9 protein-coding genes are annotated in these 22,756 nt (G+C 61.4%); 4 read left to right on the top strand and 5 right to left on the bottom strand.

The features are described from left to right. Positions 1-43: 43 nt before the first annotated feature. Together U5A82_RS02665 and U5A82_RS02660 are read right to left on the bottom strand one after the other, a co-directional pair. Positions 44-2,893 carry a TonB-dependent receptor gene (locus tag U5A82_RS02665; protein WP_326288454.1) on the bottom strand — a complete coding sequence of 950 codons (2,850 nt, stop codon included), beginning with the start codon at positions 2,891-2,893 and terminating at the stop codon, positions 44-46. Between the two features lie 206 nt (positions 2,894-3,099). Next, a complete protein-coding gene (locus U5A82_RS02660) occupies positions 3,100-5,838 on the bottom strand; it encodes a TonB-dependent receptor (protein ID WP_326288451.1) in 2,739 nt (912 codons plus the stop codon). A 677-nt stretch (positions 5,839-6,515) separates the two neighbouring features. Between U5A82_RS02660 and U5A82_RS02655 the strand changes: the two genes are divergently transcribed. From U5A82_RS02655 to U5A82_RS02640, 4 genes are all read left to right on the top strand, one after another. Beyond that, entirely contained in the window at positions 6,516-9,341 is a 2,826-nt protein-coding gene (locus U5A82_RS02655) for a TonB-dependent receptor domain-containing protein (RefSeq protein WP_326288450.1), read from the top strand. A 397-nt stretch (positions 9,342-9,738) separates the two neighbouring features. Next, a complete protein-coding gene (locus U5A82_RS02650; protein WP_326288449.1) occupies positions 9,739-11,421 on the top strand; it encodes an ATP-binding cassette domain-containing protein in 1,683 nt (560 codons plus the stop codon). After that, positions 11,418-12,482 carry an efflux RND transporter periplasmic adaptor subunit gene (locus U5A82_RS02645; protein ID WP_326288448.1) on the top strand — a complete coding sequence of 355 codons (1,065 nt, stop codon included), beginning with the start codon at positions 11,418-11,420 and terminating at the stop codon, positions 12,480-12,482. Before U5A82_RS02650 ends, U5A82_RS02645 begins: the two co-directional genes overlap by 4 nt. 53 nt (positions 12,483-12,535) lie before the next feature. Then, complete coding sequence (locus U5A82_RS02640) at positions 12,536-13,924, top strand: TolC family protein (protein WP_326288784.1); 1,389 nt, start codon at positions 12,536-12,538, stop codon at positions 13,922-13,924. A 400-nt stretch (positions 13,925-14,324) separates the two neighbouring features. On the opposite strand, the gene U5A82_RS02635 is transcribed toward U5A82_RS02640, so the two are convergent. From U5A82_RS02635 to U5A82_RS02625, 3 genes are read right to left on the bottom strand one after another with little or no spacing between them, the layout of a single operon-like run. Then, positions 14,325-17,267, bottom strand: coding sequence for an amidohydrolase family protein (locus U5A82_RS02635; protein WP_326288447.1), 2,943 nt, complete (start codon positions 17,265-17,267; stop codon positions 14,325-14,327). A gap of 34 nt (positions 17,268-17,301) precedes the next feature. After that, the gene (locus tag U5A82_RS02630) at positions 17,302-19,158 is read right to left on the bottom strand and encodes a gamma-glutamyltransferase family protein (RefSeq protein ID WP_326288446.1); all 1,857 of its coding nucleotides are present in this window, start codon (positions 19,156-19,158) and stop codon (positions 17,302-17,304) included. A gap of 53 nt (positions 19,159-19,211) precedes the next feature. After that, positions 19,212-22,355: a TonB-dependent receptor domain-containing protein gene (locus U5A82_RS02625; RefSeq protein ID WP_326288445.1), complete on the bottom strand. Its 3,144-nt coding sequence runs from the start codon at positions 22,353-22,355 to the stop codon at positions 19,212-19,214. Between the last annotated feature and the right edge of the window lie 401 nt (positions 22,356-22,756).

Raw genomic sequence — 22,756 nt, 5'->3', positions numbered from 1 at the left:
ATGCACAGGTAGAGTGGCGCGGGCTACAAACGGGGACAGGCCGTCAAAAGGCATAGTGCAATCCGGTTGACACGATGCGCCCGCTACGTGTGTGGCTCAGCAGCCTTCTGGCCGAAATATCGGCATATTGAATGATCGGTGCATTGGTCAGGTTGCGGGCCTCCATAACCATCTTCAATCGCTTGCCGATCGAAAGATGCGCGGCTGCATCGATTGTCAGGCTGCCCCTGATAAACTCGCCGATATTGCCATTGTCGCCGATGTCCACGCGATATGTGCCGCGATGTGCGGCGGATATGCGCGCGTCCCATCCACGCCCGGTATAATAGAGGACCGCATTACCCGACCAGCGCGACAGGTCGACCAGCGGCAGCGAGACGGCGGTGCCGTCATAGATGACCTCGCTGCGGCCCAACACATGGGTGACATTGGCCTGCACGCCCAATCGGTCGAGCGGCGTCGGCAAAAAACGCAACTCCCGCCGGAATGCGGCTTCCACGCCAAAGATCGAAGCGCCTGGCCCGTTGATCGGCCGGATGACATTATACAGGATGGACGGATCCTGACCGGCGTAGAGGAACGCGGCGGGATAGCCGGTTTGGGCATAGGGCATCACCTGCGTTTCGGAGATGATGAAACTGTGCATATGTTTGAAAAATAATCCGATCAATGCCTGCCCGGCGCGATCATAATGTTCGACCGCCAGATCGACGGACTCCGCCTTGAACGGCCGCAGCGCCGGATTGCCCGCGATGATCGACCCGCCAAAAGGCGAAACGCTGATTTCGGCGGCGGCCTTCAGGTCGCCAATGTCAGGCCGATTGACATTCTGGCTGGCCGCGAAGCGAAGCTGCACGCCGTCAGGCAGGCGTAGTCGCGCTTCCAGCGAGGGCAGCCAGAAATTATCGGCATGATGCTCGCGAACCGCGGTTCGGCTGAGGTCGGCGGTGGCAGTGCCGGTCGAAACGGCAACGGTGCGATGAAATTGCAGGCCGATCCGGCCCGAAAACGGCCACGCACCGGCCATCATGTCGACGTCCGCCAGCAAAAATCCGGTTATCCGACGCTCGCTCAAACGAAAATCCGTGCCGGGTACATCGGCAAAAGCGGAGAGATCGCGCTCCTGTCCTGTCAGGGCAAAGGTCGGATCGACTTGTCCCACGATATAATCGGCATAGCCGGCGCCGTCATATAGGCGGAAGGCTGCCTGCGTGCCATCGGCATAATCGACACGGACACGCCGCTGATAGCCGCGATTGCCGAACAACTGCCAGCTTCCTCCACCCCGCAGGACGATGCCGCCGCCCATCTCCCGCGCCACCGTCAGTCGGGTCGAGACATTGTCGTTGACGATTGCGTCTTCGCGCGTGTCCGCCCGCATCAATTGCCAGTTGCTGCTGTCTGTCAGGTCCAGCCCATAGCTGTTGCGCACACCGGTGCCGGTCGAGACATAGCTGAAATCGCGATTGTTCGATTGCAGGAAAACCTTGTCGAACACCGGGCTTTGAAAATCCGATCGGGCATAGCCTGCGCGCAGGTCGACGGTCGTGCTATCGTTGATCGGATAGGATAGCGACAGCGCCGCTTCGCCAAAATCCGTATGGTCCTCGCTGCGCTTATGTTCGGTGCGCAGGTCGACCCCGGTAAAGCGGGCGGCGGTGATCGTGTCGCCCCGGATCGTCACGTCCTGCAATATCTGCGTACCGTCGATGTCGCCGGTGAGGCCATGGGTGCCGGCTGCCGCGAGCGAATATTCGTCGCGATGGTTGGACAGGCGGGCATACAGAAGGTCGAGCGCCAGCTTGAGGCCATCGTCGCTCTCATGCTGGACCGATCCAACGATGTTGAGCCGACGAAACCGGTTGGTCCAGGTTGAATAGCTCATCGCGCGCGCGGCATAGGGCGCGTCGTCGCTATCCGTCAGCCGGGCGCGGTCGGCATCGCTGATCCCCGTCCCGATATTGGCCGCCGCAATGCTGATCGGCGTCCAGTCCCAGTTGCGATAGCCATATTCGGTGACGCGATTGTCGCTGTACGACAGGGCGAGCAGCGCACCCCAATTGGGTCCGCGTCGTGACAGTTCAGCGGTCAACATCGGTGTCACTTTATGGGATATGCTATCGGTGCGACCCTGCATCGCGATCAGGGCGATATTGTCCGGCCGGTCGAATGGCCGGATCGTCTGCATCGCGACCAGCCCGCCGATGCCGCCGGCTTCCTGATCCACCGACCAGCTTTTTTCGACCCGAACCTGTGAGAACAGGCTGGCGTCGAAAATCGAATAGTCGAAGCGTCGCTGGCGACTGACCGATCCGCGGTTGTCGAAGCCCGATGCTGTGGTGGCAAGCGCCTCTATCCCGTTCAGCGTGGTGCGGGTGAACATGGGGCCAAGGCCGCGCAACGAAATTTGCCGCCCTTCGCCATTGTCGCGGCTGATCGTGACGCCTGCAAGCCGTTGCAGGGCGTCTGCGGCATTGCGGTCCGGGAATGCAGCAATGTCTTCGGCACGGGTCATTTCGACAAAACCGATGGCATCGCGCTTTTCCTGGGTCGCTGCGCGCAGGCTTTCGCGATAGCCAGTCACTATGATCGGCGGGGCAGGCGGCTGGTCCGGCAGGGGGGCAGGCGGCGCGGATGCGATAGGCGCGGGCAACGGCATTTCAAATACCAGATAGCCCGCAGTGGTGCGGCGGACATGTAACGGTTGCCCCGCGATGACGCGGGCTATGGCGGCATCGGTGGTCAGCCGCCCGCGCAGCGGCAAAACGATATGAAGATCGCCCCTGACGGACGTCACGATCTGCACATCGGCCTGTCGGGATATGCTACGCAGCGTTTCCACCAATCGTCCGGCGGGAATGTCGAAACGATGCAGGCTGCCCGGCGGCGGCATCGCGGCCAGGACCGGCGCTGTGGCGGTCAGGGTCAGCGGGATCGACAGGCAGGCAAGGCAAGAGAGAAAGGGGGATTTCAGGAACAGGCGCGCGTCCTCCGCGCAGCGCGGCTATCAACGCTTCATGACAGCAGCGTTACCATCCCGCCCGTTCTCTAAAACAAGGGGGCGACATTGCTGCCGCCCTCCTTGCCTTTCGTTCAGGATCAGAATTCGAAGCGAACGCCGCCCAGGATCGTGCGGCCCGAACGGGTGACGACATAAAGGCGCTGGCTGCTGTCGGAATATTGCTTTTCCGCCTGATTGATCAGGTTCACGCCGTTCAGCGTCAACTGAATCTTGTCGGTAAGCTTATAGTGAGCCGACATGTCGACATACAGGGTCGGGGCGTAACCGCTTAGATTCTGGTCGATGCCCAGCGTGCTGGTGACGGGCGAGGCGCTATAGACATACCGGCTGCGATAATTGCCCGAAACGCGCATGTCGAACTTGGCGTCCTGATAATAAAGCGTGGCGTTGGCGTTGATGTGGCTCAACCCCTCCAGTGTGCTGTTGCTCCCGCCGCTATACACTTTCGAATAGTCATATTTGGAATCGACATAGGTAAAGTTGGCGCGTGCGCCCAGATGGTCGAAGGGAGCGGGCAGGAAGGTGAAGTCGGCCTGCGCCGCCAGTTCGATGCCCCACAGGTCAGTCTTGCCCAGGTTGATCGGCCGCGAATAGCTGGTGACGTTGCTGCTGGCGGTCAGTCCGTCGAGCAGGTCTGTCGACAGGCCCGTTTGGCTATATGGGACGTTATTGACCGTCTGGGTGGTGATGAAGCCGTCCAGCGTCTTGTAGAAAGCGGCGGCCGACACTGATCCGACCTTGCCGAAATAATATTCCAGAGACAGGTCGAGGTCGGTGGATTTGTAGGGATGCAGGCGCGGATTGCCGACCGACACCGAAACTTCGTCATTGTCGCCGCGGGTCACTGTACCGTTGACGGCCAGCGATCCGAGCGAGGGGCGATTGATGTTGCGGGCGGCGGCTGCGCGCAGTACCAGATTATCATTGAGGTCGAAGATCAGGTTCGCCGCCGGCAGGAAACCGTCATAATGGCCGGTGACGCTGATCGCCGTCGCCGATCCCGCGACCGTGCCGACGCCGGTCGACAGGATGTCGGTGCTGTAATAGCGCAGACCGATGTTGCCGCGAAACGGCAGGCTACCCAAATCATGGTTCCAGTCATACTGGATATAGCCTGCGCCCGTGCGCTCCTCGACCGCGAATACGCTGCCGCGATCGACCAGATACTGGCTGCGGTCGATGCCCAGGGTGGACAGCATCTTGTCATAGTCGACGATGACCCAGTCCTGGCCCTTATAGCCGGTGTAGGTCTGGGCGTAGCTGGAGATGTCGGCGCTGACCGTACCGGAACGGAAAGCGCTCAGCAGGGCGTCGGGCGACGTCTTGGTATAACCGCTATTCTTGAACCGGCGCCATTCGCCGCCAATGCGGATCTTGTCATCAGGGCTGATTTCATATTGCAGAGAACCCTTGATATTGTCGAACGCGGTGTCCTGATAGCTGGACGCCATATCTAGCTCATGGGCGTGATAGTTGGACGCGTCGCCGGTATTCCAGCCATAAGTGTTGACCAGCGAATAGGTGCCGCCGCGATAGTCGGAAATCACGTCGCCATAGGCTTCGGTATAGAAATGATCGTCGACCGGCATGTCGTAGCTCGAGCGTTCGACACCGCCCAGAAACACGGCCTTCAGGCCCGGCGCGATTTCCGCGTCGCCGCTCAGGACGACCTGCTTGAACTCGTTCTTCGTGTTCTGGACGCGGGTTTCCGACGCGGTCTGGCCGCCCGATACATCCAGATAGGTCACTTCATTCTGGTCGTTCCATTCGATCGCGTTGATCGTGGAATTGGGGTAGGTGACACCGGCAAAGGTCTGGCGACCGCCCAGCCATGTAGAACCGCCACCGCCGCGCGAGGCGAGATGGGTTTCGAACCGGTCGGCCTTATACTTTCCATACAGGCCGTCGAGCGTCAGGTGGATGGTATCGGCCGGGTTCCACTGGATCGAAGAGGTGATGCCCAGACGATCCTGTGTGCTGTCCCACACCGAAAGCCGGTTGCCACGGGCAAAGCGCAGCGTACCGGAATTGACCTTGTCCTGTTCTTCCCGCGTCAGGCCCGAAATGTCCGAGCCATTGGCCCGATTGAGGCGCCAGCGATAGGTGTCGAAGCCCGTCTCCCGCGTTTGACGATGGCTGTAGGCTGCCGATACGAGGATGCCGAAATCGCCCCAGTTCTTGGAGATCAGGCCGGTCAGGCGGGGTTGGAAATCCTTCGTCAGGCTGTTGGTGCCGCCCTGCGCGGAAAAGGCCATCTTGGTGCCGCTATAGTCGAATGGGCGAGCGGTGAAGAGGCCTACCGTGCCGGCCAGGCCGCCTTCGGTCTGGGCCGCCGAATAGGATTTTTCCACATCGACGCGGTTGAATAGTTCCGACGCGAAGATGTTGAAGTCGAAGGCGCGATCGCGCGTGCCCTGACCACGGCTATCCTGCGGGGAGTCGACATTGCCGAGCACTTCCATGCCATTGAGCTGTACGCGGGTGAAATCGGGGCCAAGCCCGCGCAGGCTGATGCGGCGGCCTTCGCCCGCTTCGCGGTTGATGGCGACGCCGGGCAGGCGTTGCAGTGCCTCGGCAAGGTTCAGGTCCGGGAAGGCGGCGATGTCGTCGGCTACGATCGAATCCTGAATGATCGTCGATTTGCGTTTCACATCCCGTGCATTGGCTAGGCTGGCGCGATAGCCGGTGACGACGATCTCGCCTGCGGCGCTATTCGTTTCGGCTTCCGCTGAGGGTTGCACCTGTGCATGCACGGGCGCTGCCGCCAGCGTTAGCATGGTCGTTGCCATCCAGGCGGTCTTCTTGCCCCAATTCATGATCGTCCCTTTCTTCGCGTCACACATCGACCGATCCGGTCGAAGCTGTCGGCAGGGGAGAGGCCCGAAAATCTAAAGTGGGGACAAAGTTTTTTGTTGCATTTTTAAGTCATTAGCTACGGCCAGTGCAGGAAAATTCACCGCTACGCTTGTGGCCAGTGTTGATCGCCGAAATAGTATATAATATCTACGACGATGGATCATTTAGTAAAGTAAGGTGGTTTGTATTGGTTCGATTAAAATGCGATCATCAATTAATCGCATGTATTTCGGTATATCCAAGAACCCATATGTTTGATCGTATCGTCTGATTCATTAGGCGTGACAGGCGGAGGTGCGCCAGGCAGGATTGTTCGGATGATCGGATTATCTGAAGTGGCTATCGGGGCAAGGCGATCCACCCGGCTTTGGTCGCGGCGCTGACTCATGGCGACGGGGCGACGCGCGCCTCAGCTATTGACGCGCACACGCTTACAATCGGTTCGCAATAGCAATATATGTTCGGCATCAGGACAAGATTGCCCGCAGGCCCCGACCGCCGCCAACTGGCGTTTGTTGCGATCAAGCAACATATTACAACAATAGTGTGAATATGACGCGCTGCACAAGAAACGCAATTGCCAGCCTGAAGCAGACTCGCAACACTCCACGAGAACGACGGTCAAGGGGTGCAAATCATGCGGTTGAAAAATGCCTTATATTGCGGCGTCATGCTCTCGGCGCTGGGCGCAGCAGCGCCTGCCTTCGCGCAATCCACCGCTCCGCAGGCTGATGACGGAGGCGCGATCATCGTCACTGGTTCGCGCATCCGCCGCGATCCTACCGAACAGGACAAGCCGATCGTCACAGTCGATCCGGAATCGATCGCGCGGACCGGCCTATCCTCTATCGCCGACGTGCTGCAACGTATCCCGAGCGCTGCGGGCGGCCTCAACACCAAGACCAACAATGCCGGCAATATTGGCGGCCCGCCCGACGGCACGGGTGTGAGCTCCGGTTCAGCTGAGATCGACCTGCGCTATCTGGGTGCCAAGCGGACGCTCGTGCTGGTCGATGGTATGCGCTACGTCAACGGTTCGGCAGCGGGCGGCATTCCGGCCTCGGTGGATCTCAACACTATTCCGCAAAGCATGATCGAGCGGGTGGAAGTGCTGCAATCGGGCGCGTCCCCCCTTTATGGTTCGGACGCCGTCGCCGGCGTGGTGAACATCATCACGCGACAGTCGCAAAAGGGGCTGGATATGTCGGCCCAGTTCGGAACCTATCGTCAGGGCGACGGGCATACCTACGACATCAACGCGAGCTACGGCATCCAGTCGGATCGCGTATCGATCGTCTTTGGCGGCAATTATGTGAAGCAGGAAGGCGTCAGCACCGCCGACCGTTCCATTTCGCAATGGCCTGCGGCGGGCGGCACAAGCTGCGCCGACGGCGGCTGTTCCAGCGCCACGCCCAATGGCCGCTATGATGTGCTGGGACGCAGTCTCACGCTCGGCAGTCCGATCATCGGTCGTAGGCCAGTCGCGAGCGACTATCGCAACTATAGTTCATCGACCGACTCCTTCAACTTCGCGCCGTTTAATTATCTGCTGACTCCATCCGAGCGCTATGGCGCGTTCCTGAACGGCAAGTTCGAGTTTTCCGATGCCGTCAGTCTGCGTACGCGACTGGTCTATCAGCATCGCGAATCCACGACGCAGGCAGCGTTTCTGCCACTGTTCATCGGGCCGGATGCGGGCAATGGCAACCTGCTCGACACGATCTCGGTCGATGCCAGCAATCCGTTCAACCCGTTCGGCGTGACCTTGTCGTCTGGCGCGGACGGTACGCCCGCCAATTATTCCACTATCCGCCGTCGCTTCGTGGAAGGCGGCCCGCGCATCTTCAGTCAGCAAGTCGACACGCTGACGATGGCGGCGACGCTGGAGGGTATGTTCGATGTCGGCGAACGCAAATGGTATTGGGACGTCAACGGCAGCTACGGCACCAACAACGCGCGCCAGACCTTTACCGGCAATCTCAACGCTGCAAGGCTTGCCCAGGCATTGGGTCCTGTCGGCAACTGTACCGGCAACTGCGTGCCGTTCAACATTTTCGGCGGCGCCGGGTCGATCACCCAGGCGATGCTCGATTATGTCACCTTCGATCAGCGTGATCGCAGTGAGCAGGAGTTGTGGGATGTCACCGCCAACCTGTCGGGCGATCTGTTCGAATTGCCCGCAGGCGCAGTCGGCTTCGCGGTCGGCTATGAACATCGCGATCAGCAGGCATCTTATACGCCCGATCCGATCATCACTGCTGGCCTGGGTGCGGACGTGCCGACCAGTCCGGCGCGTGGCGGTTTCAACGTCGATGAATTTTATGGCGAACTGCGCATTCCGATCTTGGCCGACACACCCTTCTTCCAAAAGCTGGAACTGGACGGGGCAGTGCGCCATTCCAACTATTCGAGCTTCGGTAGCAACACGACCTATACCGTCTCGGGCCTGTGGAAGCCGACCCGCGACCTGTTGCTGCGGGGAGGCTATGCGGAAAGTCTACGCGCGCCCAGCATCGGCGAACTATATGCTGGACGTTCGCGTACCGACGCAACGATCAACGACCCGTGCACCAACGTCGCGGGCAGCGCTTGGCAGGCCAACGCAGCGGTCCGAGCCAACTGTATCGCCAACGGCGTGCCAGCTAGCGGCAGCTATGCCGAACCGCAGGGCGGCCAGCTTGGCGTCTTTTCGCAGGGCTTTACCGGCCTGAGGCCGGAAACTTCCAAGACCTGGACTGCAGGCGGCGTTTACAGCCCGGCCTGGGCGCGCGACAGCTTCGCCAGCGCATTCAGCATCGACGTCAATTATTACACGATCACGTTGAAGAACGCGATCAACTCTGTGCCGGCAACGCTGACGCTGCAGCGTTGCGCGTTCGAGGCGGACCCGATCAGTTGCGCCGCGATCACGCGCACCGGCAGCGGTGCAGTTGCCGGCATTAACGGCGTGCTCCAGAACCTTAATGCCATTGAAACCGACGGCATCGACGGTACGCTGAACTTCCGTTCGAAGATGGTTGGAAACGGCTCGATCGGCCTCAACGTCAATGCCGCCTATCTTCTAAAATATAACATCAAGCCTCCAGCCGACCTGGGCGCGCCGACGATCAAATGTGCCGGCACGGAGCGTTGCGCGTCGAGTGACCAGGCCTATCCGCACTTCAAGGCGAACGCGACGATCGACTATTCTACGGAGGCTTATGGCCTGTCCTTTACCGGACGTTACCTCAGCAAGGTCACCGAAGGCGACGGCAACGTCATGAAGGCCACCTTCTATGGCGACTTCCAGGCCTATTTCTCACCCGACTGGATGGATCATCGCGCCCGTTTTACGATTGGCGTCAACAATGTGTTCGACAAGGATCCGCCGCTCTGTGGCACATGTGATGGTGCGAATTTCGATACGACCAGCTATGATGTGCCCGGCCAGTTCGGCTATCTGCGCCTGTCCTATAAGATGTAGGTTATTAAGGGCTGGGTTGTCGCGGAAGAATCCCTTTTAAGCGGATTGCTACTCATCACCACGAGGCGATCTGCCTCGTGGTGATGACGGATGTTTGCGAACGGGCCGCTACGCGCTTCCACGATCGGCACATTTTTCCTATGTGTCCGACCACATTTCTCAAGACAGGAAACACAGCGAAATCAAATTTTTGTGCTTGTACGCTCTTACTTTGGGGCGGCCTTGGTCACCTCCGCTGGAACGCGCGGTATGCGATGCGTTGGCCAATAGGCTAGTTCCTTTCGTTATGCCCGTTATGACTCTCGCGTAAACAAATGTTGCCGTGCAGCATTGAAGCCTTGTCGAAGTCCGGAACTGTTTGATAACATCACGCACGTCAAAACCGGGGTTCAAAAAATTGGCTAGCGGGCAGTTTGGTTTGCGGCAAGCTGCCGCATGGGTGGGCGAGATAGTTGGCCCGGACAGGGGCTATGTCAATGTTGGCATCGTCTACACCCTCGCCATCACGCTCCTCTCTTTGGCGACGCCGATTTCCGTCCAGTTGCTCATCAATTCGGTGGCACGTACGGCGCTTGTCGCGCCGTTGTGGATATTATCAGGCGTCGTGCTGGTACTCCTGCTGCTGGTTGCGTGCCTCAGCGCGCTACGCCTTTATCTGCTGACCATGTTCGAACGTCGCCTGTTCGCGCGGGTGGTCGCTGAAGTCACGGTACGGGCGGTCCACGCGCAGAACCCTTTCTTTGCCGATGAAAGCCGGGGCAGCCTGTTCAACCGCTACTTCGATATGGTCGTCGTTCAGAAATCGGTGCCCAGCCTTGTGATCGGCGCGTTCACCATCGTCCTTCAGGGTGCGGTGGGGCTGGTGGTCACGAGCTTTTACCACCCCTTCTTCCTAGCATTCAACATCATCCTGGTGGTGACCTGCCTCCTGATCTGGCTGCTGTGGCGCCATGGGGCAATCACGGGCGCCGTCGGCGTATCCCATGCCAAGCATGAAGCCGCGCAATGGCTGGAGAGCGTCGGCGCATCCAACGGTTTCTACAAATCGGCCCGGCATCTGAACTTCGCGATGGATCGCTCGGAGGCCGTGACGGCGAACTACATCCGCGCTCATCGCCGTTATTTCCGCTATAGTTTTGCGCAGGCTCTGGCCTATTTCCTGGTCTATGCCTTTGCCGCTTCAGCCCTGCTGGCGCTCGGCGGGAACCTCATACTCGCTGGACAACTGTCGATCGGGCAACTTGTCGCGGCAGAGCTCATCCTGTCCGGAGTCTTCTATGGCATCGCGCAGCTGGGCTGGTATCTCGATACATTTTACGATCTAGTCGCCAGCTCCGAAGAACTGTCGCAAATCTTCGCGATCCCGCAGGAGCCTTTGGGTCTGAGCGGTCAAGCGCCGCCAGACGGATCGGTCCGCTTCCGAAACGTCGAACTGGCCGGGTCGCGCTTCGACTTTGCGATCGACAGCGGAGAGCAGGCCGTCGTCGCGGCTGAACCGGGCGTCGAAAATCAGATCGCGCTGCTGCTCAAGCGCCACGTCAATCCGGACCGCGGACTGCTGACTATCGGCGGCAGCGATCTTGGCAGCTTCGATATGTATCTGTTGCGGTCGGCGGTCGTAGTGCTCAACCGGCCCACCATCGTCGATGTCACCATCCGCGAATATCTGACCATCGCGGCTGGAGGCGACACGGACAGTGCGATAACTATGAAGGTGCTGGATGTCGTGGGTCTCGCGACGCGCATTTCCAGTCTGTCCAGCGGCCTCGATACACGATTGGCAAGTTCAGGATCGCCGCTCTCCATCGTCGAGGTCATGCAGCTCAAGGTCGCAGCCGCGCTGATCAGCCGTCCCAAGGTGCTGCTATTGTCCCAACTGTACGACATGATGCCCGTCGGCGCTTTCCACGCGACGCTGAGGATGCTGCGTGAGCAGGGGACGACGGTGCTGCTGTTCACCGGACGGCCAGAGGCCACGGATCTCGACAGCTCCTTATGGCTGGGCACACAGGCGCAGCGTCGCTTCGGGGACAAGGCGGCGCTGTCGCAGTTCCTTGCCGCAAGGGAGATTCAGTCGTGACGATCAGCGCTACGCAACTGACGCACTTTCCCTCGCTTGCCGGGCTGAACCCGCCGCGCGTCGTCATCGTGATGGCCTGGCTCATTGTGGTTGGGCTCTGCCTGGCGGTCGCGATCCTCTTCGTACCATGGCGACAGACGGCGCAGGGCGGCGGCCAGGTCACGTCGCTGGATCCGGGCGACCGGCTGCAACAGGTGTCGTCGATGGTGGAGGGCCGCGTGGACCGTTTCTTCGTCCAGGACGGCCAGTTGGTGAAAGCAGGTGATCCGATCGTGCAGGTGGTCGATATCGATCCGAATTTCCTGGAACGGCTGGCCGCGGAAAAGGCGGAAGTGGAGGCGCAGATCGCGGCAATCGAACAGGCCCGCGCTGTCGCCTCGATCGACGTGGGTCGCACCTCGCAGCTCTTTACGGAAGGGTTGGCCGCGCGGCGCGACTATGAGCAGACCCAGATCAAGGTCGCCGATGCCAACGCGAAGCTGGCCGAAGCGCGCGCGAAATTGAAGCAGATCGAGGTCAAACAGATGCGGCAGTCGGCGCAGGTCGTCACAGCGCCGCGTGACGGGCGTATCCAGGATCTCAATGCGGCGGCGGGTGGAGCCTTGATTTCCGCCGGAACGATGCTGGCGACCGTTGCGCCCGAGCGCATCGAGCGGGCGGTGGAATTGTTTGTCGACGGGCGGGATATACCCCTGGTCGATCGGGGGCGCCCGGTGCGGCTCGAATTTGAGGGCTTCCCCGCCTTTCAATTTAGCGGCTGGCCAGGTTTTGCCGTTGGCATCTATGATGGTCAGGTTCGCTCCGTGGATCCGACGCCGCGCGCGGACGGGCTGTTCCGCGTGTTGGTGGAACCGATGCCCGGCAAGCCTGCATGGCCCGCGCGTCGTTTCGTGCGCCAGGGCGGCAAGGTATTGGGCTGGATACAGGGCGACAATGTCACCGTCGGCTATGAACTGTGGCGCCAGCTCAACGATTTTCCCCTGAACTTCGGGCAGGATCAGGTCGCTCAGAAAGCACAGGAGAAGGCCGACAAAAGCTCGATCGAAAAGAAAAAGAAGTGACGATGCGGATCGTGATCGGCATCACGTTGATGGCAAGCGCTGCCCTGACCACTATGGCTAAGGCGCAGGACGCTTTGTCGAACGCTTCCGCTCAGGCGAACACCGGTCCGCTGACGTTGCAGGAGGTGCTGCAATCGTCGGCCCGTGCCGCACCCGACATCATCGCGGCGCTGGCGCGCAACCGGCAGGCGGAGGCGCGAGCGCTGACCGCACGGGGGGCGTTCGACACCATATTCGCGGTGGAAGGGCGCAGCCGCGTGCAGGGCTATTATGACGGCACCGAAATCGCGAGCAAGGCCGAGCAGCCGCTGAGTGACAATGGCGGCTATCTTTACGGGCAGTATCGGGCGTCGCGCGGCGATTTCCCCGTCTATGAAGATAAATCCTATACGAACCGCCTGGGCGAGTTGAAGGTCGGGGGGCTCTATTCGCTGCTCCGCGACCGGCTGGTTGATGCGCGGCGGTCTGAATTTCGGCTGGCCAGCAACGATATCGACATCGCCAGGTTCGAGACCAAGGCCACGAGCATCGGCGTCCAGGCGCGCGCGGTGGAGGCTTATCAGAAGTGGGTCGGCGCCGGACTGAAGCTCAAAGCCTATGATGCGCTGCTGGCGCTGGCCGGGGGGCGCACCAACGGCATCAAACGTCAGGTACAGCTTGGGGCCAAACCGGATATCCTGCTGGCAGAGAACGACGTGAATCTCGTCAGGCGACAAGCTTATGTCGTAGAGGCGCGGCAGGATTTTCGGGCCGCCGCCGTCAAGCTGTCACTCTATTATCGCGACGCGGAGGGCGCGCCGATCGTCGTTGATGAAACGCGGCTTCCAGCCGATGCGACCGCGCTGGACGGGATCAGGACTGGGGCCGCCTTCAATCTGGAGGGCCGTCCCGACTTCGCCATCATGTTGGAGGAAATCGACAAGGCGACCGTCAAGCTCGCTCTTGCCCGCAATGACATGCTGCCGCGGCTCGACCTTGGGGGAGAGGTCGCCAAGGACGTCGGCCCGGCAGGTTTGGGCGGGCGGAGCCGCACGCCGCTCGAAGTGATCGTCGGCGTCACTTTCAAAATACCGCTGCAAAACCGCAAGGCGAAGGGCAAGCTGGCCGAAACCCAAGCGAAGATCGACGAACTGACGGTCAAGCAGCAGTTTCTGGCCGAAAAGATCCGGGCCGAAGTCACCGCGATCGGCTTGGAGGTCGAAACAGCAAACCAGTTGGTCGCGACGACGGAGAAGGAACGGGTGCTGGCGCAGCGCCTGGCCGCAGCCGAACGTCGCCGTTTCGAGCTGGGATCGAGCGACTTCTTCCTGGTCAATCAGCGCGAGGAAAGCGCAACCAATGCCGAGGTCAAGCTCATCGAGGCGCAGGCCCGCATTGCCGCGGCGAAAGCCGAGCTCGCCGCCGCAACAGCCGATGAAGACGCGCTTGGGTTGACGCGCTAGCGCAGGCTGGTCCGCAATTATGAGAAGCGCCTGAACGTATCGGAAGCAATGATCCTCTTGCCATGGCGATCAACCTGCTCCGGCGGCTCACGTCATAGATGACGGCGGTTAAAAAGGGGGGACGCAGGCTTGGTGACGGCTCAAAAACAGAAGCGGGTACGTCGCAGGGTCGGTGACATACTGCTTATCGATCTTGGCTCAGGCCACCATGGCTATGCGCACGTTGCAGATGAGCCTTTGGTCATCTTTTTCGAAGGGCCCTCCTTCTACAAGCAGGCCGCAATCAGTGGCCAGCTATCCTTGTACCACTCGGCTTTCGCCGCAACGAGCTATGAGCGTCCCGCTTCACTCGGAGAATGCCGACACCTCGAATTGACATGACAAAGGTGTAATTTCAAAACTACTGAGATATTAAATCTTGCAAGTCAAAGACATATCCGTTTGCCATAACCTTTGCCACCTTGAACGTATTGGCGATGTCGGCGCGCGGGTCGCCGTTCAACAGCACGATGTCTGCGAGCTTTCCTGCTTCCAGCGTACCTGCATCTAGTAACAGATCCTTTGCACTGTTGACGGTCGCCGTCTGAAGCGCTTGGAATGGCGTCAGTCCGGCATCGACATAGGATGCAATCTCCGCATGAAGGTTGGTCGCGATGATCGTGTCGGTGCCTGCGGTGACGAAAGTGCCTGCGTCATACATCGCCTTCAAGGATTTGAGGCTGCCCGCCATAAGTGGCCGAAGCATCACCGCCATCGGGTCCTGATCGCGCACCGACTTTTGTGCCCAGACAGGATAGAGGTTGACGCGCGGATCGTCGAGATAGTCGGGATGCTTCTCCAGATAGCCTGCGAGCGAGCCGAACATGGTCGGCGTCAGCGTACGGCCACTGCGCGCGAACAACTGGATCACATCCTCATAGGCTATCCCCATCGGACCCTGCTTGGGCGAATAGCCGCGGCGGCTGGTCGCCCCCAGATGCTCGGTCGCGTCGACCCCGCTATAGGCGGCAGGATAGATTTCATGGCCTGACACCGGGATACCCATGGCATGCGCCGCCTCCACGATGCGCCGCTGGTAGAGATCGGGCATGCGGACATAGCTTTTCATCATGTCATATTTGAGCAGCCGGATGCGCTCCAGCTCGCGTTCGAGGTGGGCGGGGCTGGAGACGGCGATGCCCATCTTGTAATAGACGCGCTGCCATTCCATTAGCGAACTGCCGGTATAGATGCGCGGCCCGATGCGCACGCCAGCCTCGCTCGCCTCGCGATCCTCCAGCCCGTCATAGACCTGCGCACCCGGATCGCGGACGGTGGTGATGCCATAGGCAAGCCACGCCTTATGCTGGTTTGCGCCGAAATCCTTCTGCACATGGCTGTGATGTTCTATGAGGCCGGGAATCGCGGTAAGGCCCGTGCCGTCCACCAGCTTGCCCGTCGCATGGAGCGCGGGGTCATGATCCTGCACCGCGACGATGCGGTTGCCTTCGACGACGATGTCCTTGTCATGCTGTGTCTCGTCGCGCACCGAGTCTACGAGGTTGCTGACGTGGATGATCGTCCGCCCACTTGGCTTCGCAAGGCGATAGGTCAGGTCGAGCGGCACCTCCGTTACCTTGCCGGTTTCCAGATCGACTGTTCGCATCTTGTCTGCGGACTGATAGAGGATCGTTCTGGAATCCGACGTCCATGTCGGGAAATAGGCGATCTCGGCGCTATAGCTGCGCGGCGGTCCCATCGGCTTCCCGTCAGGATCGACCGGCCAGACCTTCAGCAGCCCTTCGTAGATCGCCGCCATCTTGGTGCCGTCGGGCGACCAGGTGGGGCCGCCGCCGCCGCGCGTATCCATCGACATATTTGCTTCCGGAATCTGCCAGAAGGGCTCGCCCTTGCCATCTGCCGGGATGACGTAGACCTGGTTGGTGCCTTCACGGAAGCTGTTGGAATAATTGTAGGAGAGGCTGATGGCCACATATTTGCCATCGGCTGACCAACTGGGGCTGCCCGGCTGGCCAAGCGATCCCTGCAACCGCGTGATCTTGCCGGTTGCCACGTCGATGATGCACACGCCTGCCACGCCCCAGCGTCCGTCCACGTCGATATAAGCGATGCGCTTGCCGTCCGGTGACCAGGCCGCACCGAGCGGCTGTGTGTCGATGCTCGTCAAGCGGCGATCCTTGCCGCTTGCGAGATCGCGTATCCAAAGCTGGGGCAAGCCGCCGCCCTTGTCGGACGTATAAACGATCTGCGTGCCATCGGGCGACCAGGCCGGGTCGGCGTCGAGCGCGCCGTCCTTGGTGAGATTTTCCGGCGTGCCCCCCTTGGACGACATCAGGTAGAGGTCGCCCAGCGCGACGAAGGCGATGCGGCTACCGTCCGGCGAGATAGTCGGGTGGACGATGCCCAGCGCCTTGCGCGGTGCGTCGCTGTCCCAATCGCGTCGCGCACGGGGATATTGCGGCTTCACATATTCGAGGGTGGCGGAGAAGGGGATGGTCGCGATTTTCGCGCCGGTCCGGTGACGCAGCTTGCCGTCGGACACATAATAATAGCCGGACTTTCCCCACGATATGCGGAAGGGAAAGACATTCTCCGTCCCGCTTACCGCCGTCCCGTCGATCTCCAGCCGACTGCCGCTCGCATCCTGCACGACATAGGCGAGTTCACCCTTGGGCCCAAAGGAGGGCGCGTCGACCTTGCCCTTCACATCTTGGAGATGGGCTTCGGTTCCGGTCGCCAGCGTCGTCGCGAACAACCCGGTCTTTGCGCCATCGGCGCCGGAATAGGCGATGCGCGCGCCATCCTGTGACCATGTGGGCATCCGGTCTTCGCGGGGGTTCCTGCTGACCTGCGTGGTCGCGCCCGACGCCACATCGAGAGTCCAGATGTCGTAATTGCCGCTGCGGTCGGACGAGAAGGCGATCATGCGTCCATCCGGGGAGAAGGCCGGTTCGCGATCGTCATAGGCACCCTGTGTCAGCTTGCGCGCGTCGCTGCCGTCGGGTTTGACCGACCAAAGGTCATAACCGCCCTCGCGATAGGCGAAATAGGCCAGCGACTTGCCGTCCGGCGCCCAGACTGGTTGGCGGGCATCGTTGAAATAGTCGGTGATCCGCACCGCCTTTCCGCCCTTGGCCGGGATGATCCAGAGGCTACCCTGAAGATCGACTGCCAGCCACTTGCCGTCGGGCGAGACGGACACCGCCATCGACGTGCCTTCGTGGACATCGAAAGCGACAGGTCGCTCGCCGCCCGGAGGAGGAAGGTTGGCGGGCGCGGCATGGACGATCGGCGCGCCGCATAACAGCAATGCGCCAAGGGCTGATTTCAGTGATTTCCGCATGCCCTGCTTCCCTGTCACTTTGGCTGTCGCTGTTTCAATATCCGACCGCATATCCCATGCGGCGCGGGTCTGCGCCCGCCATCCGCGCGTCGGACGGATCGACCATGATCCCCTGCACGCTGCCGATCGCGTATGGCCCTACCCGCTCGACCATGTGACCCATAGCCGTCAGCCCCTCCAGCACAGCGGGCGCAAAGCGGCCTTCGGCCTGCACCGTAATCGCGGCGCCCGGTTTGTAGAAATTGGGATCGGCGTCGATCGCGAAGCGCGGCGCTTCGATCGCGGCCTGGATCGGCATCTGCCGGTCGATCGCGTTGACCAGAAACTGGAACTGCGTCTGCCCGATCGTCTCTCCACCGGGTGAGCCGAAGACGAGCTTCAGCCGACCCTTGTCGAGCACGATCGTGGGGCCATTGCCCAGCAACGGCACCTTGGCCGGCGCGCGCATATTGGGATGGTCGGGATAGGGCGCGGTCGATCCCAGCCGCAAGCCATTGTTGAATAGGATTCCGGTGTTGCCCATGACGAGAAAGGTGCCAAAGCCCCCGCCCACCGTCGTCGTGACCGCGATCGCATTGCCGTCTGCATCGACGGCGGACAGGCTGGTCGTGTCACCGCCGCGTGTATGGTCATCGCCCATCGTTGCAAGGGGGCTGCCCTTCCACCCTGCGAGCTTCGGTGCGCCGCCTTCGGGATAGACGCCCGCCCGCGCAGGATCGATCAGCTTGCGGCGTTGCGCGGCGAATGCCTTCGACAGCAGTGCGTCCACCGGAGTCTGGCTGAAGCGCGGATCGGCGGCATATTTATAGACGTCCGCCTTGGCGACCTTGATCGCCTCGATCAGCAGATGGGTCAGGCGCGGATCGTCCGCCGGCAGGGAGGCAAGATCGAACCCTTCGACAAGATTTAACTGCTCGCAGACTTCCAGGCCGGTGCGCGACGTGAGCGGACTGCAATAGACGTCGAGGCCGCGATAGCTGGTCGTGACCGGCTTGTCCCAGCGCGGCCGATAGGCTTTGAGATCGTCGAGCCGCAGCCAGCCGCCGGTCGCGGCCGAGAAGCGCGCAAATTCCTGCGCGATCGGACCGGTGTAGAAATAATCATAGGCGGCCTGAAGCGCGCGATCGCGATCCGCGCCGCCCTTCAGCGCCCTGGTTTCCGCGTCCGCCAGGGACTGGAGCGTTCGCGCCAGATCGGGATTGCGGAAGATGGAACGCGGCGCTGGCGGCTTGCCACCGGGCAAGAAGATGGCGGCGCTGGTCGGATAGAGCGCCAGCGTCTTTTGCGCACGGGTGATGAAGGCCGCGATCGACGGATCAAGCGGATGCCCGTCGCGCGCATAGCCGATCGCTGGTTCCAGCAGTACCGACAGAGGCAGCCGGCCAAAGCGCCGGGCCAGCGCGATCCAACCACCGAACGCGCCGGGCACCGTCAGCGCCTTAGGCCCATGGTCGAGCGCTGCCGCATCGTCCTCCGGATCGAGCAGTCGGGGCGCGCCGCCCGTGAAGGCGAGCGAGTGGACCGCTCCGCTCCTGCGGTCGAGGCAAGTGGCAAAACCGTTGCCACCCGCGCTCGACGCCCAGGGTTCGACGACGTTCATCACCGCCATCGCCGCAATGACCGCGTCCGCCGCCGTGCCGCCCTGTATCAACATGCGCGTGCCCGCCATCGCGGCAAGCGGATGACCGGCGGTAACGCCACCATGGGGCATCGGCACTTCGACACGATGCGCGGCGACGCTGGCTCCGCCCGATCGGGGCGCATCGGGAGCGCGCGAACCCGATTGCGCCAGTAGCGGGCGGGGTAGGGCAGCGAGGCCGACGCCCGCCAGCCCCGCCGTCAGAAGCGCGCGGCGATGAAGGCTCGTTGCTGAAAAATCGCGATCCGACATGATGATCCTTGCGCCTGACGGGAGGGAGGGCAGCTCTCGCCCTCCCTCTCGGCTCAGAAGCTCTTCTTGATGTTGGTGTACCAATAGCGCGCCTGCGGTGTGTAGACGCTCGACAGATATCCGGCCGAAGAGAGCGGTGGATCCTTGTCGAAGATGTTGCGCGCGCCGATCTGAATCGACGTGCCGTTGAGCGGCCCGTCATTCTTGAACGTATATTGCGCGAACAGATTGACCGTCGTCTGCCCTTTCACCACGAATTTGCTGTTGTTCGCGTCGAACACGGCATTTTCATACACATCGTCGATGAACTGGGTGAAGGCGCCAATCTTGACCGGCCCCATCGTCCAGTCGAGCGTAGCGGATATGCGCCAGCGCGGCTGACCGTCTCGGCCGATCACGTCGCCGCCACCCTGCACCGGCACCAACGCGCTGATCTCGCCCGCCCGCTGCGCGTCGATCACCTGCTGTACCGGGGCAGGCGCAGCCACGAAATAGCTGATGAGGCGGGACGCGTTGACGTTGAACGAGAATGTCCCGAGTGCGGCAGTGGGCAGATAATAGTCGAGGCCGAAGTCGATCCCCTGCACCGTCACCGGCAGCAGGTTCTGGAAGTTGGCAACGACGTAGAGCAATTCGCCCACCGGCGCGAGACCGGTCCCGGTGGAAAGGTCGATGTCGGTCTGGGTCGGCGCGCGCCGCACCACGTTGGGATTTGTGCTCCCCTGCGTGCGCTGCAGATAGTCGAGGTTCAGCGCATTCTGATAGTCGAGCAGACCGACGACGTTCTTCTGCTGGATTTTCCAGCGATCGACGGTGAAGGTGACCTTGCCCCAGCCCTCACCCAGCGGCGGCGAGAAAACCGCGCCAAAGCTCCAGCTTGTCGATTCCTCGGGCTTCAATGCCGGGTTGCCGCCGCTGCGCCGCAGGACGGATATGCTGCGCGCGCATTGCGAGAAGTTGGCTATGCGCCGGGCGCGGACATCCGCCTCGCACAGGACATAGTCGATGCCCGTGTTCACGCGGTCGAGGGTCGAGGTATTGATGACCTCCAGATTGGGCGCACGAAAGCCCTGCGACCAGGAACCGCGCAGGCGCATCCCTTCCAGCAGTTCCCACGACCCGGCGATCTTGGGCTTCGCCACCGATCCGACGTCGCTATAATCCTCGTAGCGGCCCGCGACCTGGAATTCGAGCGAGCGGAAGAAGGGCACTTCCATTTCCGGGCTGAAGATCGGGATGGCCAGTTCGGCATAGGCGGACTTGACGTTGCGCTTGCCGCGCACGTCGGGCGACGGGCTCGCACCACCCAGGTCCGATCCGTAGAAGATCCCGGTGACGGCATCGGTGTAGGTAGTGTCGACCCCTGCGATGCCGCCCTGATAGGGCGATCGGTCGTCGTGATAGGTTTCGCGCCGATATTCGATGCCCGCCGCGATGCCGATGCTGTTGCCGCCCCAAAGGCCGATAAGATCATTGTTCGAGATCTTGAAGTCCGCCAGCGCAAGGCTGGTGCGCGTGCGGCGTGTCGCTTCGATCATGAAGCTGTCGATCGTCGCCTGGCTGTTGGGTGTGCAATCGCCGATCGATGGCGTATCGACGCAACCCCCGTTGAACGGATTATAGGCGTCGGGCGTCGTCCGGTTGATTGCCCGTTGCAGCAGCGTGTTGGAAAAATTCCGCTGCGTGTCCGCCGCCGTCGCCCAGGTGTAGAGCGCCGCGCTGTCGAAATCCCAGTCGCCGATATTGCCGCGCAGGCCGCCCAGGAAACGATACTGATAATTGGTGACGTCGACCGGGCGCGATCCGACATCGACGTAGCTTAGCGCCGTGATCTGCACGGGCAGGCCGGTCGCAGGCACGATGGCGGTCGACAGGCCCGGAAGGCGATTGACGGATCCCACCGGCCCCAACGGGTTCCAATAGGCGTTGGCCGCAACGGTGATGGGGATGTTCGCCAGCGATCCGGGCGCGCCGATCGTCGCATGAGTAACGCCGCGATAGAAGCCCGCTTCGCCGAACAAGGTCAGATTGTCGGTCAGGTCGAAATGCGCGTTGGCGAAAAGATTGATGCGACGGACGGACGGCTGAGTTGTCAGATCCTTGAACGTACCGGGGGAATCGAAGCGCAGGTTGGAATCGACCGTCGCCATTTCCGTGACGCCATTGCCGTCGTCATAGCACATGCCCGGCGTGCCTGCGCCGATGCGGCAGCCGCTGTTGCCGTTGGGCTGGATGTGCCACTGGCCCGACGCGTTGGTGAAGGCGGTGGCGCCGCTCGCGACGCTGCGGTTGAGGAACGTGACGATGCCATTGGCGCTTGGTGTGGTGCCAAGCGCCCGGAATGTGCCCCATGGCGTCGCCGTTCCGGTGCTGTTGAAGGCGTTGACGTTGGCGAAGGGCGTGCCCGCGACCAGCGATCGCCGATCGGCAAAAGCGGTATAGTCCTGATCGGCAAGGTACAGCTTCGACTTGCGCGCATATCCGGCGAAGAGCGAGATGTTACCGCGTCCTTCCGCAAAGTCCGCGCCCACCAGGCCGTTGACTGCAAGTTCGCGCAGGCTGGTGCCCTCCGCGCCGCCATATTGGATGTCGAACTTCGCGCCCTTATAGTCGGAATTGAGGACGTTGTTGACGACGCCCGCCACCGCGTCCGACCCGTAGAGTGCCGCCGCGCCGTCTCGCAGCACTTCGACGCGGGATATATTGCCTACCGGGATGGTGTTGGCGTTGTAACCGAAGGTAGGCACGCCGGAATCGATGACGCCGGTGATCGCCTGAGACGTAGGGTGCAGAACCGTGCGCCGACCGTTTATGAGCAGCAGCGTGTTGCCTTGGCCCAGGCCGCGCAGCGAGACTGTCGATACGTCGCCGCGCGCCGCATTGGCGTTACCACCGCCCAGCACCTGTTCGTTGAAGGTGACGCCGCCCAGTTGCGGGATAGACCGGAACAGGTCCGCGCCGGATACGGCGGCGACGGCCTCGATCTGTTGTTCGCCAACCACGCTGACGGGCAATGCGCCGGCGGTATTCGCGCCCTTGATCTGCGAGCCGATGACGACGATTTCCGCGCCGACTGGCTCCTCCGCTTGCGGCGCGACGTCATGGGTGGTTTGCGCGACAGCGCTTCCGATGGTGAGGGCGCTGAGACTTGCCCCTGCGAGTATCCGTAACTGTCTGGCTGTAACCTTGACCCTCATGCTGCTGTTCCCCTGCTATGCTGAGCGCCTTTCCCGTCAGGGCCATCCTGCGCCGTAGGGATGTTTCACGCTGGGCATCCGGGCGAACGCATTATCATGCCCGCACACAGTGCAGGCGGCGCGATCGTCATTCTCGAAATCCGGGCAGTGCATCAGCGAACCCCCACGAAATAGAGTGCCGACATCATCTCCTGCATGCGAGTTCTGAAGGGGCGACAAAGCCCCCGGGTCGCGCCTGTCACCCCGCTGCGACACCCGCTCTTGAAAACTAGAAACTGATGAGTGCGCAATTTCCGCCATCCAACTTTACAGATTTGTGAAATATATTGAAAAACCCATATGGATGGCGGACATATTGGCGCCTATCGTTGATCTATGGTCGAACCGGTCCAGAGTATGCC

It is taken from the genome of Sphingobium sp. CR2-8, from assembly GCF_035818615.1.
Classification (GTDB): Bacteria; Pseudomonadota; Alphaproteobacteria; order Sphingomonadales; family Sphingomonadaceae; genus Sphingobium.
Note: the sequence above shows the minus strand (reverse complement) of the source record. Positions and strands in the feature narration are given on the sequence as shown.